This window comes from Amycolatopsis granulosa (assembly GCF_011758745.1).
Lineage (GTDB): Bacteria > Actinomycetota > Actinomycetes > Mycobacteriales > Pseudonocardiaceae > Amycolatopsis_E > Amycolatopsis_E granulosa.
In genome coordinates, this window is the sequence record NZ_JAANOV010000001.1 from 549,638 (window position 1) to 562,166 (window position 12,529).

General features: G+C 73.0%; 13 protein-coding genes. 9 read left to right on the forward strand and 4 right to left on the reverse strand.

Features of this window, described 5'->3' with window-relative positions; translation table 11 throughout:
• Window positions 1–48: 48 nt before the first annotated feature.
• Window positions 49–1,506: an argininosuccinate synthase gene (gene argG / locus FHX45_RS02720; RefSeq protein WP_167096446.1), complete on the forward strand. Its 1,458-nt coding sequence runs from the start codon at window positions 49–51 to the stop codon at window positions 1,504–1,506.
• 48 nt (window positions 1,507–1,554) lie between these two features.
• On the opposite strand, the gene FHX45_RS02725 is transcribed toward argG, so the two are convergent.
• Window positions 1,555–2,772, reverse strand: coding sequence for a cytochrome P450 family protein (locus tag FHX45_RS02725; protein ID WP_167096447.1), 1,218 nt, complete (start codon window positions 2,770–2,772; stop codon window positions 1,555–1,557).
• A 398-nt stretch (window positions 2,773–3,170) separates the two neighbouring features.
• On the opposite strand from FHX45_RS02725, the gene FHX45_RS02730 reads away from it, so the two are divergent.
• From FHX45_RS02730 to FHX45_RS02745, 4 genes are all read left to right on the forward strand, one after another.
• Window positions 3,171–3,965: a GH12 family glycosyl hydrolase domain-containing protein gene (locus FHX45_RS02730; RefSeq protein WP_243868906.1), complete on the forward strand. Its 795-nt coding sequence runs from the start codon at window positions 3,171–3,173 to the stop codon at window positions 3,963–3,965.
• A 145-nt stretch (window positions 3,966–4,110) separates the two neighbouring features.
• Window positions 4,111–5,265 carry an acyl-CoA dehydrogenase family protein gene (locus FHX45_RS02735; protein ID WP_167096448.1) on the forward strand — a complete coding sequence of 385 codons (1,155 nt, stop codon included), beginning with the start codon at window positions 4,111–4,113 and terminating at the stop codon, window positions 5,263–5,265.
• 8 nt (window positions 5,266–5,273) lie between these two features.
• Window positions 5,274–6,095 (forward strand): HTD2 family dehydratase, encoded by an 822-nt coding sequence (locus tag FHX45_RS02740; RefSeq protein ID WP_167096449.1) that lies wholly within the window; start codon window positions 5,274–5,276, stop codon window positions 6,093–6,095.
• Window positions 6,092–6,901 (forward strand): HpcH/HpaI aldolase/citrate lyase family protein, encoded by an 810-nt coding sequence (locus FHX45_RS02745; protein WP_167096450.1) that lies wholly within the window; start codon window positions 6,092–6,094, stop codon window positions 6,899–6,901. The genes FHX45_RS02740 and FHX45_RS02745 overlap by 4 nt, the downstream gene beginning before the upstream one ends.
• A 58-nt stretch (window positions 6,902–6,959) precedes the next feature.
• Here the strand turns inward: FHX45_RS02745 and FHX45_RS02750 are convergent, their stop codons facing one another.
• A complete protein-coding gene (locus FHX45_RS02750) occupies window positions 6,960–7,334 on the reverse strand; it encodes a DUF5997 family protein (protein ID WP_208406384.1) in 375 nt (124 codons plus the stop codon).
• 45 nt (window positions 7,335–7,379) lie between these two features.
• Here FHX45_RS02750 and FHX45_RS02755 point away from each other — a divergent pair, with 45 nt between their 5' ends.
• The 3 genes from FHX45_RS02755 (at window position 7,380) to FHX45_RS02765 (ending at window position 9,931) form a co-directional block, all read left to right on the forward strand.
• Window positions 7,380–8,114, forward strand: coding sequence for a LysR substrate-binding domain-containing protein (locus FHX45_RS02755; RefSeq protein WP_167096452.1), 735 nt, complete (start codon window positions 7,380–7,382; stop codon window positions 8,112–8,114).
• 80 nt (window positions 8,115–8,194) lie between these two features.
• Window positions 8,195–9,556 carry an amino acid permease gene (locus FHX45_RS02760; protein WP_167096453.1) on the forward strand — a complete coding sequence of 454 codons (1,362 nt, stop codon included), beginning with the start codon at window positions 8,195–8,197 and terminating at the stop codon, window positions 9,554–9,556.
• Window positions 9,557–9,598: 42 nt separating this feature from the next.
• A complete protein-coding gene (locus FHX45_RS02765) occupies window positions 9,599–9,931 on the forward strand; it encodes a TfoX/Sxy family protein (RefSeq protein ID WP_167096454.1) in 333 nt (110 codons plus the stop codon).
• A gap of 66 nt (window positions 9,932–9,997) precedes the next feature.
• Here the strand turns inward: FHX45_RS02765 and FHX45_RS02770 are convergent, their stop codons facing one another.
• Window positions 9,998–10,603: a class I SAM-dependent methyltransferase gene (locus FHX45_RS02770; RefSeq protein ID WP_167096455.1), complete on the reverse strand. Its 606-nt coding sequence runs from the start codon at window positions 10,601–10,603 to the stop codon at window positions 9,998–10,000.
• Window positions 10,604–10,668: 65 nt separating this feature from the next.
• Window positions 10,669–11,589: a LysR family transcriptional regulator gene (locus tag FHX45_RS02775; protein ID WP_167096456.1), complete on the reverse strand. Its 921-nt coding sequence runs from the start codon at window positions 11,587–11,589 to the stop codon at window positions 10,669–10,671.
• 71 nt (window positions 11,590–11,660) lie between these two features.
• Between FHX45_RS02775 and FHX45_RS02780 the strand changes: the two genes are divergently transcribed.
• The gene (locus FHX45_RS02780) at window positions 11,661–12,515 is read left to right on the forward strand and encodes an SDR family NAD(P)-dependent oxidoreductase (RefSeq protein ID WP_167096457.1); all 855 of its coding nucleotides are present in this window, start codon (window positions 11,661–11,663) and stop codon (window positions 12,513–12,515) included.
• Window positions 12,516–12,529: the final 14 nt, after the last annotated feature.

The following is a 12,529-nucleotide window of genomic DNA, read 5'->3' on the forward strand; positions in this document are numbered from 1 at the left end:
AGGCACCCCGTTTGCATGATCATGCATTGCCATGCATATACTGGTCTCGTGTCCAAGGTGCTCACCTCTCTGCCTGTCGGTGAACGTGTCGGGATCGCCTTCTCCGGTGGCCTCGATACGTCCGTAGCTGTCGCGTGGATGCGCGAGAAGGGCGCGGTGCCCTGCGCCTACACCGCGGACATCGGGCAGTACGACGAGCCCGACATCGCGTCCGTGCCCGGCCGGGCCAAGACCTACGGCGCCGAGATCGCGCGGCTCGTCGACTGCCGGGAGGCGCTGGTCGAGGAGGGGCTGGCCGCGCTGGCCTGCGGCGCGTTCCACATCCGCTCCGGCGGCCGCGCCTACTTCAACACCACCCCGCTCGGCCGCGCCGTCACCGGCACGCTCCTGGTCCGCGCGATGCTCGAGGACGACGTCCAGATCTGGGGCGACGGATCCACCTTCAAGGGCAACGACATCGAGCGGTTCTACCGCTACGGCCTGCTCGCCAACCCGGCGCTGCGGATCTACAAGCCCTGGCTGGACGCCGACTTCGTGACCGAGCTGGGCGGCCGCACCGAGATGTCGGAGTGGCTGACCGCCCGCGGCCTGCCCTACCGGGCCAGCACCGAGAAGGCGTACTCGACCGACGCGAACATCTGGGGCGCCACCCACGAGGCCAAGGCGCTCGAGCACCTCGACGCCGGCATCGAACTGGTCGAGCCGATCATGGGCGTCCGCTTCTGGGACCCGCAGGTCGAGATCCCGGCCGAGGACGTGACGATCGGTTTCGAGCAGGGCCGGCCGGTGCGCATCAACGGCAAGGAGTTCGCCTCCGCCGTCGACCTGGTCCTGGAGGCCAACGCCATCGGCGGCCGGCACGGGCTGGGCATGTCCGACCAGATCGAGAACCGGATCATCGAGGCCAAGAGCCGCGGCATCTACGAGGCGCCGGGCATGGCGCTGCTGCACGCGGCCTACGAGCGGCTGGTCAACGCGATCCACAACGAGGACACCATCGCCAGCTACCACACCGAGGGCCGCCGCCTGGGCCGCCTCATGTACGAGGGCCGCTGGCTCGACCCCCAGTCGCTCATGCTGCGCGAGTCGCTGCAGCGGTGGGTCGGCACCGCCGTCACCGGCGAGGTGACCCTGCGGCTGCGGCGCGGCGAGGACTACTCCATCCTCGACACCACCGGCCCGGCGTTCAGCTACCACCCGGACAAGCTGTCGATGGAGCGCACCGAGGACTCGGCGTTCGGCCCGGTCGACCGGATCGGCCAGCTGACCATGCGCAACCTGGACATCGCCGACTCCAGGGCCCGCCTGGAGCAGTACGCGAACCTGGGCATGGTCGGCAGCGGCGGCACCACGCAGCCGCAGCTGGTCGGCGCCGCGCAGGCCGCCTCGACGGGCCTGATCGGGGCGATGACCGAGGGTGGCGCCGAGACGATCGCCTCCCGTGGCACCACCACCGAGGAGGCCGAGCTGCTCGACCGCGCGGCCATCGAGTCCGGTACCGACTGACGGACGTCGCCGGGGGCGGCGGGGCGACCTGCCCCGCCGCCCCGCCGGTCAGTTCCCCGGGCCGAGGTTGACCGGGATCGACAGCGGGCCGATCGTGAAGAACGACGGCGAGTAGGGGATGTCGTCCGGGTCGGCGGCCAGGCTCAGCTCCGGGAACCGCCGGTAGAGCGCGGCCAGCGCCAGCCGGCTCTCCAGGCGCGCGAGCGGCGCACCGATGCAGTACCGCGGCCCGTGGCCGAACCCGAGGTTCGCGCCCTGCGGGCGCGTGATGTCGAACTCCCCCGCGGTGTCGCCGTAGACCTCCGGGTCGAGGCCGGCGGCCTGGTAGACCACGCCGACCGCGTTGCCCTTGGGGATCTCCACGCCGGCGATGGTCACGTCCGTCAGGGTGAAGCGGAAGCTGGTCATCATCACCGAGTGCCGGTACCGGATCGTCTCCTCGACGACATCGGCCCAGCGGTCCTCGTTCTTGGCGAGGGCCAGCTGGCCGGGGTTCTGCGCGAGCGCGATGACGGCGTTGCCGAGGAGGTGGACGGTGGTCTCGTGGCCGGCGACCAGCATCAGCCACAGCACCCCGACCAGTTCGTCGGTGGTGAGCTTGTCGCCGGAGTCGCGGGCCTGCACCAGGCTGCTCGTCAGGTCGTCGGCGGGCTCGGCCTGCTTGCGCTCCACCAGCTCGCGCAGGTAGCCGGTGAGCGCGTTGTGGGTCGCGAATGCCTCCTCCGCCGGCGTGGTGTGCGCCAGTAGCGTCGCGGTCCAGTTCCGCAGCCGCTTGCGCTCCGGCCCGGGCACGCCGAACAGCTCGCAGATCACGGCCATCGGCAGCACCTCGGTGAACTCCGAAACCAGATCCACGCCGTCCCCGGCGGCGGCGACCCCGTCCAGCAGCTCGTCGACCAGCTGCTGGATCCGCGGTTCCAGCGCGAGCACCCGGGCAGGCGTGAACGCCTTGCCGACCAGGCCCCGCAGCCGCCGGTGATCCGCGCCGTCCTTGGTGGACAGGTGATCACCCTGCACGATGCTGCGCAGCGGCCAGTCCTCCGGGATGGAGCCGTCGTGGAGGGCGGGCCAGTGCTTCGGCTCGCGCGCGAAGGTCTTGTTGTCCCCGGCCAGGACCTCCCGCACCGCCCGGGTGGTCAGCGCCAGGTAGGCGGGCACGCCGCCGGGGAACTCCACCTCCACCACCGGCGCGATCTTCCGGAGACGGATGCACGTGTCGAGCGGCCTCTCGGCGGCGGCGGGAAAAGCGGGAAGACTGACGGTCATGCGGTTGCGCCCCTTCGGCCCCGTGCGCCCGTCGTTGGGCGCGTAGTACGAGTAGTACCGCAGCCGGTGAGGCGCAACAAGATCATGGCCCGACCGGGCATTCCCCGTACCGGACCCGTACTTACCGGCGGCACAGCGGTCCTGCCTGCGGTTTCACCCGGTGCCCCGGCATTGGCAAGCACCGGGAACGGACGGTGCGGACTCCTACGATGCCCACCACCATTCGCGCGGAATTCCCGGCGCCGGGCACCCGTTCGGCGGTTGACGGTTTCCGGAACCCCGCACGCCAAGCCCGGTCGCAGATCAATTCTCGTGATTCGACTGTGATTCGTTCGTGACCTTCCCTGCCGGTCCGAGCCGGTCGACTGGAGGGCCGTCGCGAACCACGGAAGACGCCCATGACACGCACGATGCCGGCACTGCTGCTCGCCGCGGCCCTCGTCCTGTCCGGCACCACCGCCTGCCGGCAGGACGGCTCGTCGTCCGCGCCGCCGTCCCCGGCCGCCACGGCCTCGCCGGCGCCGGGCACCGCGGCCGCGCCCGGGCGGAGCTGCACCGACCCGGTGTTCACCACGAGCGATCCCGATGCGGGCTGGTCCGAGGGCGGCTACTACGTGCACAACAACATGTGGAACCAGGCCGAGGCCGGCCCGCAGACCCTGTCGGCGTGCTCGCACGGCAGCTGGTACGTCGACTCCACCCAGCCGGCCACGACATCGGTGAAGACCTACCCGAACGTCCACCAGGACATCAACGACCAGGACGGCGCCCCGCTGTCCACCTTCCCCGCCATCCGCTCCACCTTCGCCGGCCGCGGCCCCGGCACCGGCATCTACGACGTGGCCTACGACCTGTGGCTGAACGGCGTCGGCGACGGGCCGGGCGTGACCGAGCTGATGGTCTGGACGGAGAACCACGGCCAGGTCCCGGACGGCAGCAAGGTCGCGGCCTACACCGCGGACGGCGTGACCTACGACGTCTGGCGGGACGAGGGCTACCTGGCCTTCGTCGCGCAGGACACGCACTACTCCGGCACGGTCGACCTCAAGGCGATGATCGACTGGGCGATCGGCGCGGGCCACGTCCCGCCGAACCCGACGGTGAACCAGATCGGGTACGGCATCGAGTTCTGCTCGACCGACGGCAAGGCCGCGCGCTTCACCGTCACGGACTTCTCGGTCGCGCTGAGCTGATCCGGCACCCCCATTGCCACGGCACCCCCATTGCCACGGCACCGCCATCACCAGGACGCGTGGACTGATCACGGACGGGCATTTCCCGCCGGCCGGTACCGGAGACGATGATGTCGGTGATGACGTCGCGCAGGAAGGACTTCCGATGGACGGCCTGACCGAGGACGAGGCCGCCATCGCCGCGGTGGTCGCCGACTGGGTCGCCCGCGAGGTGCGGCCGGTGGTGCGCGATCTGGAGCACGCGAACGCCTATCCGGAACAGCTCGTCGAAGCGATGAAACAGATGGGCATCTTCGGTCTGGCGATCCCGGAGCCGTGGGGCGGGGCGGCGGTCTCGGCCCAGTGCTACGCGGTGGTGACCGAGGAGCTGGCGCGGGGATGGATGAGCCTGGCCGGCGCGATGGGCGGCCACACCGTGGTGGCGAAGCTGCTGCTCGCCCACGGCACCCGGGAGCAGCAGGACCGCTACCTGCCGCGGATGGCCACCGGCGAGTTGCGGGCCACCATGGCGCTGACCGAACCCGGTGGCGGGTCCGACCTGCAGGCGTTGCGCACGACCGCCCGGCGCGACGGCGACGAGTACGTGGTCACCGGGTCCAAGACCTGGATCACCAACGCCCGGCGCTCGGATCTGGTCGCCCTGCTGTGCAAGACCGACCCGCGAGCCGATCCGCCGCACCGCGGCATCAGCGTGCTCCTGGCCGAGAAGGGCCCGGGGTTCCACGTCTCGCGCGACCTGCCCAAGCTCGGCTACAAGGGTGTGGAGAGCTGCGAGCTGACCTTCGACGACCTGCGCGTGCCCGCTTCGGCGGTGCTGGGCGGTGTGGAGGGGCACGGATTCGCGCAGATGATGCGCGGGCTGGAGATCGGCCGCATCCAGGTCGCCGCCCGCGCGCTGGGTGTGGGCCGGGCCGCGCTGGAGGACTCGCTGCGCTACGCCCAGGAGCGCGAAACGTTCGGCAAGCCGATCTGGCAGCACCAGTCCATCGGCAACTACCTGGCCGACATGGCCACCAAGCTCGAAGCCGCCCGCCAGCTCGTGCACCACGCCGCCCGCCGCTACGACTCCGGTGAGCGGGCCGACCTGGAGTGCGGGATGGCGAAGCTGTTCGCCTCCGAGACCGCGATGGAGATCGCGCTGAACGCCGTGCGGATCCACGGCGGCTACGGCTACTCCACCGAATTCGACGTGGAACGCTACTTCCGCGACGCGCCGCTGATGATCGTCGGTGAGGGCACCAACGAAATCCAGCGCACCGTCATCGCCCGCCAGCTCGTCCGCCGCCACCCGATCCGATAGGGACCCCGATGCTCGCTCCCGACACCGTCGAACGCACCGAAGTCCTGGTACCCGGTCCGGCGCAGGCCCTCGGCGCGCTGCTGGACGTCCCGGTGCCCGACCTCGGCCGCGAGGGGCTGCCGCTGCTGTGGCACTGGCTCTACCTGCTGGACCGGCCCGCGCAGGCGGATCTGGGCCCGGACGGCCACCCGGTCCGCCACTGCGTGCCGGCGCCGCCCGGTCCGGGACGGCGGCGCATGTGGGCGGGCGGGCGCGTCCGGACCGAGGGGGCGCTGCGGTGCGGTGCACCGGCGACGCGGCGCACCCGGGTGCTGTCCGTCCACGACAAGCAGGGCCGCTCGGGGCCGCTGACGTTCGTGGTGGTCGGGCAGCGGATCGAACAGGACGGCCGGCTCGTGGTCGAGGAGCAGCAGGACATCGTGTACCGCCCGGTCACCGCGGCGGCGTTGCCCGCCGGGGCGGGCTCGGAGGTGCTGCCGCCCGGACCGGGCGAGTGGGCGATCGAGGTGACCCCGACGCTGCTGTTCCGCTTCTCCGCACTGACCTACAACGCGCACCGGATCCACTACGACCGCGACTACGCGCGCCAGGTCGAGGGCTACCCCGGGCTGCTCACCCACGGGCCGCTGCAGGCGATCGCGATGGCCGAGGCGGCGCGCGCCACCGGGTGCGGCGGCGATCAGGTCTTCGAGTACCGGCTCGTCGCACCGCTGTTCGACCACCAGGGCCTGGTGGCCGGTGCGGTCGCGGGGCCGGCGGGGACCACCACGGCGGTGCGGGACGTGCACGGCCGCCGCACCGCGACCGGAACCGTGCGGAGCGCGCGATGACCGAGCCGGTGGCGGATGCCCGGAGCCTGCTGTTCGTGCCGGGTCACCGCCCGGACCGGTTCGCCAAGGCCGCGGCCACCGGGTGCGACCTGGTCGTGCTCGACCTGGAGGACGCGGTGGGCCCGGACCGCAAAGCCGGCGCGCGCGAGCACGTCCGGTCCTGGCTGGACGCGGGTCACGCCGCCGTGGTGCGGATCAACGCGCCCGGCACGCCCTGGTTCGACGCCGACCTGGCGGCGGTCGCCGGGCGCGCCGCGGCGGTGATGGTGCCCAAGGCCGAGGACCGCGCGGTGCTGGACGCGCTCGCCGACCGCGGGGCGGGTCCGGTGATCCCGCTGATCGAGACCGCGCTGGGCGTCACCCGGGCGGTGGAGGTGTGCGGCGCGGATCCGGTGGTGCGGCCCGCGTTCGGCAGCGTCGACCTGGCGGCGCAGCTCGGCGTCGACCACCGCTCGCACGCGGCGCTGCGGCACGCGCGGTCCGCGGTCGTGCTCGCCGCGGCCGCGGCCGGGTGCGCCGCCCCGGTCGACGGCGTCACCACCGCCCTGGACGACCCGGCGGTGCTGCGCGCCGACGTCGCGCACGCGATCGAGCTCGGGTTGACCGGCAAGTTGTGCATCCACCCACGCCAGGTGACCGCGGTGAACGACGCGTTCCGCCCCGGCGAAGCCGAGACCCGCTGGGCGCGGGAGGTGCTGGCGTCGGTGACCGACGGCTCCGTCGGGGTCCACAATGGTCAGATGGTGGACCGCCCGGTGATCCGCCGCGCGGAGGCGATCCTGGCCCGCGCGCGCCGGACCGGGTAGTCGTCGTGCCGGTGCCACCACCGGTACGGCGGCGGCACGGTCCGGCCCGGACGTGCGGTCAGCGCTGGTTCTTCTCCTTCTGGCGCGCGGCCTCCTTTCGCACGTCCGCCTGCAGGGCGCGCTCGCGCTGGAGCCACTCGGGGTTCTCGGTCCTGAGGGCGTCGATCTGCTCGCTGGTCAGCGGGTCGGTGATCCCGCCGCGGGCCAGGCCGCCGATCGACACGCCCAGCTTCGCCGCGACCACCTGGCGCGGGTGCGGCCCGTTGCGGCGCAGGTCCCGCAGCCACTCCGGCGGGTCGCTCTGCAGGGCGTTCAGCTCGTCGCGCGAGACGACACCCTCCCGGAACTGCGCCGGGGTGGCTTCGAGGTACACGCCCAGCTTCTTCGCCGCCGTCGCCGGCTTCATCGTCTGGGGGGTCTTCTGCGACGTCATGCCGTCCAGCGTATCCGCCGCGGTCACGGCCGGTAGCCTGGCGTGGTGACCGAGCCGGACGCCGCCCCCTCCTTCACGCTCGGCTACGTACCGGGGGTGACGCCCGGCAAGTGGGTGCGGATCTGGCAGGAACGCACCCCCGGCGTCCCGCTCGAGCTGGTGCAGGTCGGTGCCGCCGAGGCGGCCGGCCGGGTGCGCGAGCGCGAGCTCGACGCGGTGCTGCTGCGCCTGCCGACGGACCGCACCGGGCTGCACGCCATCCCGCTCTACACGGAGACGACCGTGGTGGTGGTCCCCAAGGACCACGTGGTGACCGCGGCGGACGAGGTGCACACCGGCGACCTGGCCGACGAACTGGTGCTGCACCCGCTGGACGACACGCTCGGCTGGGCGCGCCCGCCGGGCCGGCCGGCCCTCGACCGGCCCGCCACCACGGCCGACGCGATCCAGCTGGTCGCGGCCGGGGTGGGCGTGCTCGTCGTGCCCCAGTCGCTCGCCCGGCTGCACCACCGGCGCGACCTCACCTACCGGCCGGTGGCCGACGCCCCGCAGTCGCAGGTGGCGCTGTCCTGGCTCGAGGACGAGACGACCGACCTGGTGGAGCAGTTCATCGGGATCGTGCGCGGCCGGACGGTCAACAGCACCCGCGGCCGCCCGCCCGCGCCGAAGCAGTCGAAGGCGAAACGCCCCGCGGCCGACGAGCGCAAGCCCGCGCCGCGCCGGAACCAGCCCCGCGGCGCGTCCCGTGGGGGCCGCCGCGGCAAACCCCGCCGCCGCTGACCGGCCGTTCGCCGCACCGGGTGCGCCCGCTTGCCGCCAACCGGTTTCTCCGTCACCGATTCCCTGCCAACATCGTGGGAATGAACCAGCCTCTGCGTCCGGGCCTGCGGCAGCGACACGTCCGGATGATCGCCCTCGGCGGGATCATCGGTGCCAGCCTGTTCGTCGGCAGCGGCGCCGTGGTGCACACGGTCGGCCCGGCGGCGATCCTGTCCTACGCCCTCGGCGGGCTGCTCGTCGTGCTGGTGATGCGGATGCTCGGTGAGATGGCGACCGCCTCCCCGGCGCTCGGCTCGTTCATGGAGTACGCCCGGGAAGCGCTCGGCGGCTGGGCCGGCTTCGCGATCGGCTGGCTGTACTGGTACTTCTGGGTCGGGGTGGTGGCGTTCGAGGCGGTGGCCGGGGCGAAGATCCTCGTCGGCTGGCTGCCGGCGGTGCCCCAGTGGGTGTTCTCGCTCGCCCTGATGCTGCTGCTGACCGCGACCAACCTGGCCTCGACGCGGTCGTTCGGCGAGACCGAGTTCTGGCTGGCGTCGGTCAAGGTCACCACGATCGTGGTGTTCCTGGTGATCGGGGTGCTGTTCGTGCTGGGGCTGTGGCCGCACGCCACGTTCTCGGTCGGCAACGTCGCGCTCGACGGGTTCTTCGCCACCGGCGGGTTCGCCGTCGTGCACGGCGTGGTGATCGTGATCTTCTCCTACTTCGGCACCGAGATCGTCACCATCGCGGCCGCCGAGTCGGCCGAACCGGCGAAGGCGGTGGCGAAGGCGACCGCCGCGACGGTGTGGCGCGTCATCCTGTTCTACGTCGGGTCGATCACGCTCATCGTGATGATCACACCGTGGCGCGAGGTGCCCAGCGACACCAGCCCGTTCGCGGCGGCGTTCGGGCGGTTCGGCATCCCGGCGGCGGAGACGATCGTCAGCGCCGTGGTCCTGACCGCCGCGCTGTCCGTGCTCAACTCGGGCCTGTACACCGCCTCCCGCATGCTGTTCGCGCTGCGCCGCCACCGCTGGGCGCCCCGCTGGGTCGCCGACGTCAACCGGCGCGGCGTGCCGTGGAAGGCGATCCTGCTGTCCACTGTGGTCGGTTACGTGGCGGTGGTGATGAGCTACGTCGCGCCGGCCACCATCTTCTGGTTCATCATCAACTCCGCCGGCGCGGTGGCGCTGTTCGTCTACGCGTTCATCGCCGGCTCACAGCTGCGCATGCGCCGCGAGCTGGAACGGATCAGCCCCGAGCGGCTGACGCTGCGCATGTGGGGTTACCCGTGGCTGAGCCGGCTCACCCTGGTGGCCACCCTCGCCGTGGTGGTCTCGATGCTGTTCGTCGGCGCCGCCCGGTCCCAGCTCTACCTCAGCGTGCTCAGCCTCGCGGTGATCCTGCTGGTGTACCCGCTGGTCCGGCGCCACGTCGCGGACCAGCCCGCCGGCCGGCGGTGACGCGCACTTCCGCGGCGGCCGGGTGGTGGCGGATACTCGGGCATGGCCTACGACCCCGAGCTCGCCGACCGCATCCGGGAACTGCTGTCCGGCGCCGAGGGCATCACCGAGAAACGGATGTTCGGCGGACTGGCGTTCCTGGTGCACGGCAACATGGCAGTCGCCGCACGGTCGCAGGGCGGACTGCTGGTGCGCGTCGACCCCGCGGAGGGTGAAAAGCTGCTGGGCGAGGATGTCCGGCCGATGGTGATGCGCGGGCGCGAGATGCCCGGGTGGCTCGAAGTGGACCCCGGCGCGGTGCGTGATCGCCGCGGCCTCGAACGCTGGGTCACCTCGGGGCTGTCCTACGCGCGCGGACTGCCGGCGAAGGCGTAACGCGGCGGAATCGCCGGCGCCGCATGCCGTCCTGACTCCACGGCACGTTCCCCGGTGGCGGCGACGTCACCGCAGGCGGGCGAGGACGAGGTAGCGTTCGGCACCGTCGTCGATGGCGTCGAGGTGCCATCCGGCCGCGGTGAGCGCGGCGCGGATGTTCGGTTCGGCGCGCAGGTCCCCGGCGGTCAGCTCGCGGCCCTGCCGCCGGGTGAGTGCCGCCCGGCCGACGGGGTGGAACAGGGCGAGGCGGCCGCCCGGACGGCACACCCGGGCCAGCTCACGCAGCCCGGCGACCGGGTCGGCGAGGTGCGTGACCAGGCCCGCGGCGAACACCGCGTCCAGTGCCCCGGTGGCGAGGGGCAGGTGCAGGGCGTCGCCGAGCACGAGAGCCGCGAGGTTTTGCCGTCCCCGGGCGGCGGCCTCGTGGAGCATTTCGGGCGTCACGTCGAGCCCGATGACGGTGCCGTCCGGGCCGACGGCGTCCCGCAGTTCCGGCAGGGCACGCCCGGTGCCGCACGCGATGTCCGCGACCGCGCCCCCGCGCGGTGGCGCCAGCTCGGTGACCGCGGCCCGGTAGCGCGGGCCGTCGTCGGGGAAGCGGGTCTCCCAGGTCGCCGCCCGCGGCCCGAAGAACGCCCGGGTCGCGGCCAGGCCGGTCGGTGGCACGCGCATACGGCAGCCTAACCACCACCCGGGTGGCGGGGTCCATCAGCGCCACCCGCCCGGCCGCGGCGCGCTCACCCCCGCCGGACGGTGCCCTCGACCACCGCCGCGGACACGGATTCGGCCACCCGCGCCACGGCCTCCCCCGGCACGCCGGGCATCCGGGCCAGCATCAGCCGTCGTTGTTCGGCCGGCCCGCCGTGCACCGGCAGGACCCGCACGCCCGGTGGCACGACCGCCGCGAGCGACGCGGGCACCGTCGTGATGCCACAGCCGGCGGCGACCAGCTGCAGCTTCGCCAGCCAGTCGCGCGCCGTGTGCGTGACCTCCGCCCGCTCGTCCAGCCCCGGCCACACCCCCATCAGCCCGTCCCGCCCGGTGCCCGCGATCCACCGTTGCCCGCGCAGGTCCGCGAGGTCGGCGAACTCACCACGAGCGAGCGGGTGCGCGGCCGGCACGGCCACGCACAGGCCGCGTTCGGCCAGCGTGGACAGCACCAGCGCCGGCGTTTCGTCGTCCGGCGGGCGGAACGGCGGCGTGGCGGCGAGCAGCGCCAGGTCGAGCGTGCCGGCCCGCAGCGCCCGCACCAGCGCGGGGGTGCTGCCCTCACGGGTGACCACGGTGATCCCGGGGTGAGCCGCGCGTACCGCGGCGAGCGCGCGTGGCACCAGCGTCGCTCCGGCGGTGGGGAACCACCCGAGCCGCACGGTGGCCCGCTCGTCGGGCAGCCCGGCCAGCTCGCGGGCGGTGGCGTCGATCTGGTCGACGACGGTCGCGGCGCGGCGGACCACGACACGCCCCGCGGCGGTCAGCCGCACCCCGTCGTGCCGCCGCTCCAGCAGGGGCACCCCCGCCGCCCGTTCCAGCGCCGCGATCTGCCGGGAGACGGCGGACTGGGTGTAACCGAGCGCGGCCGCCGCCGCGGTGAGCGTCCCCCGCTCGGCCACCTCCCGGAACACGCGCAGCGCGGTCAGCGACGCATCGGTGAAGGCCATGCCGAACAGGAATACCCCCGTTGACGGACTTTCGCTACCCGAATGGCTCGCGCGTTCCTAGCGTGGTGACCATGAACGACACACCGAAGGTCGCCGTCGTCACCGGAGCCACCCAGGGCCTGGGTCTCGCCCTCGTGGAAGGGCTCGCGCAGCGACTGTCCCCCGCCGACACCGTCTACCTCACCGGCCGGGACGCCGGCCGCGTGCAGGAGGCGGTGGAGGCCGCGCCCGCGGGCGGCGCCCAGATCCGCGGGGAAGTCTTCGACGTCGCCGACCCGGACGCCGCCGGCCGGTTCGCCGGTCTGCTGCGCGAGCGGCACGGCGGGGTCGACATCGTGTTCGGCAACGCCGTGATGCGGGTGGGCCCGGACGACGATCCGCGCGACGTCATCGAGCCCTACACCCAGGTGAACAACTTCGGCACCACCCGCCTGTTGCGCGCGTTCGCACCGCTCGTCCGGGACGGGGGCAGCCTGATCGTCGTGGCGAGCCGCCTGGGGACGCTGTACCAGCTCGCGCCCGTGCTGCATCACCACTTCGACGGCCTGACCACGCTCGACGAGGTGGACGAGCAGGTCGCGGCGTGGCGGGACGCGGTCGCCGACGGCAGCGCCCGCGCCGGCGCGTGGCCCGGGTTCGTGAACATCCCGTCCAAGATCGGCCAGGTCGCCGCGGTGCGCGCGCTGGCCGCCCAGCGGCGCGCCGACGACCTCGCGCGCGGAATCCTCGTCGCGGCGGTGTGCCCCGGCATGATCAACACTCCGACCTCCTCGCTGTGGTGGGACGTCAGCGACGCACCCACGCCAGCCCAGGCCGCGGTCCCGCTGCTGGACCTCGCGCTGGAGCCGGTGAAGCCGGAGCACTACGGCGAGCTCGTGCGCCACGGGCAGGTGGTCCCGTGGTCACCGGGATATCATCAATCCTGATGCTGTAACAGCGG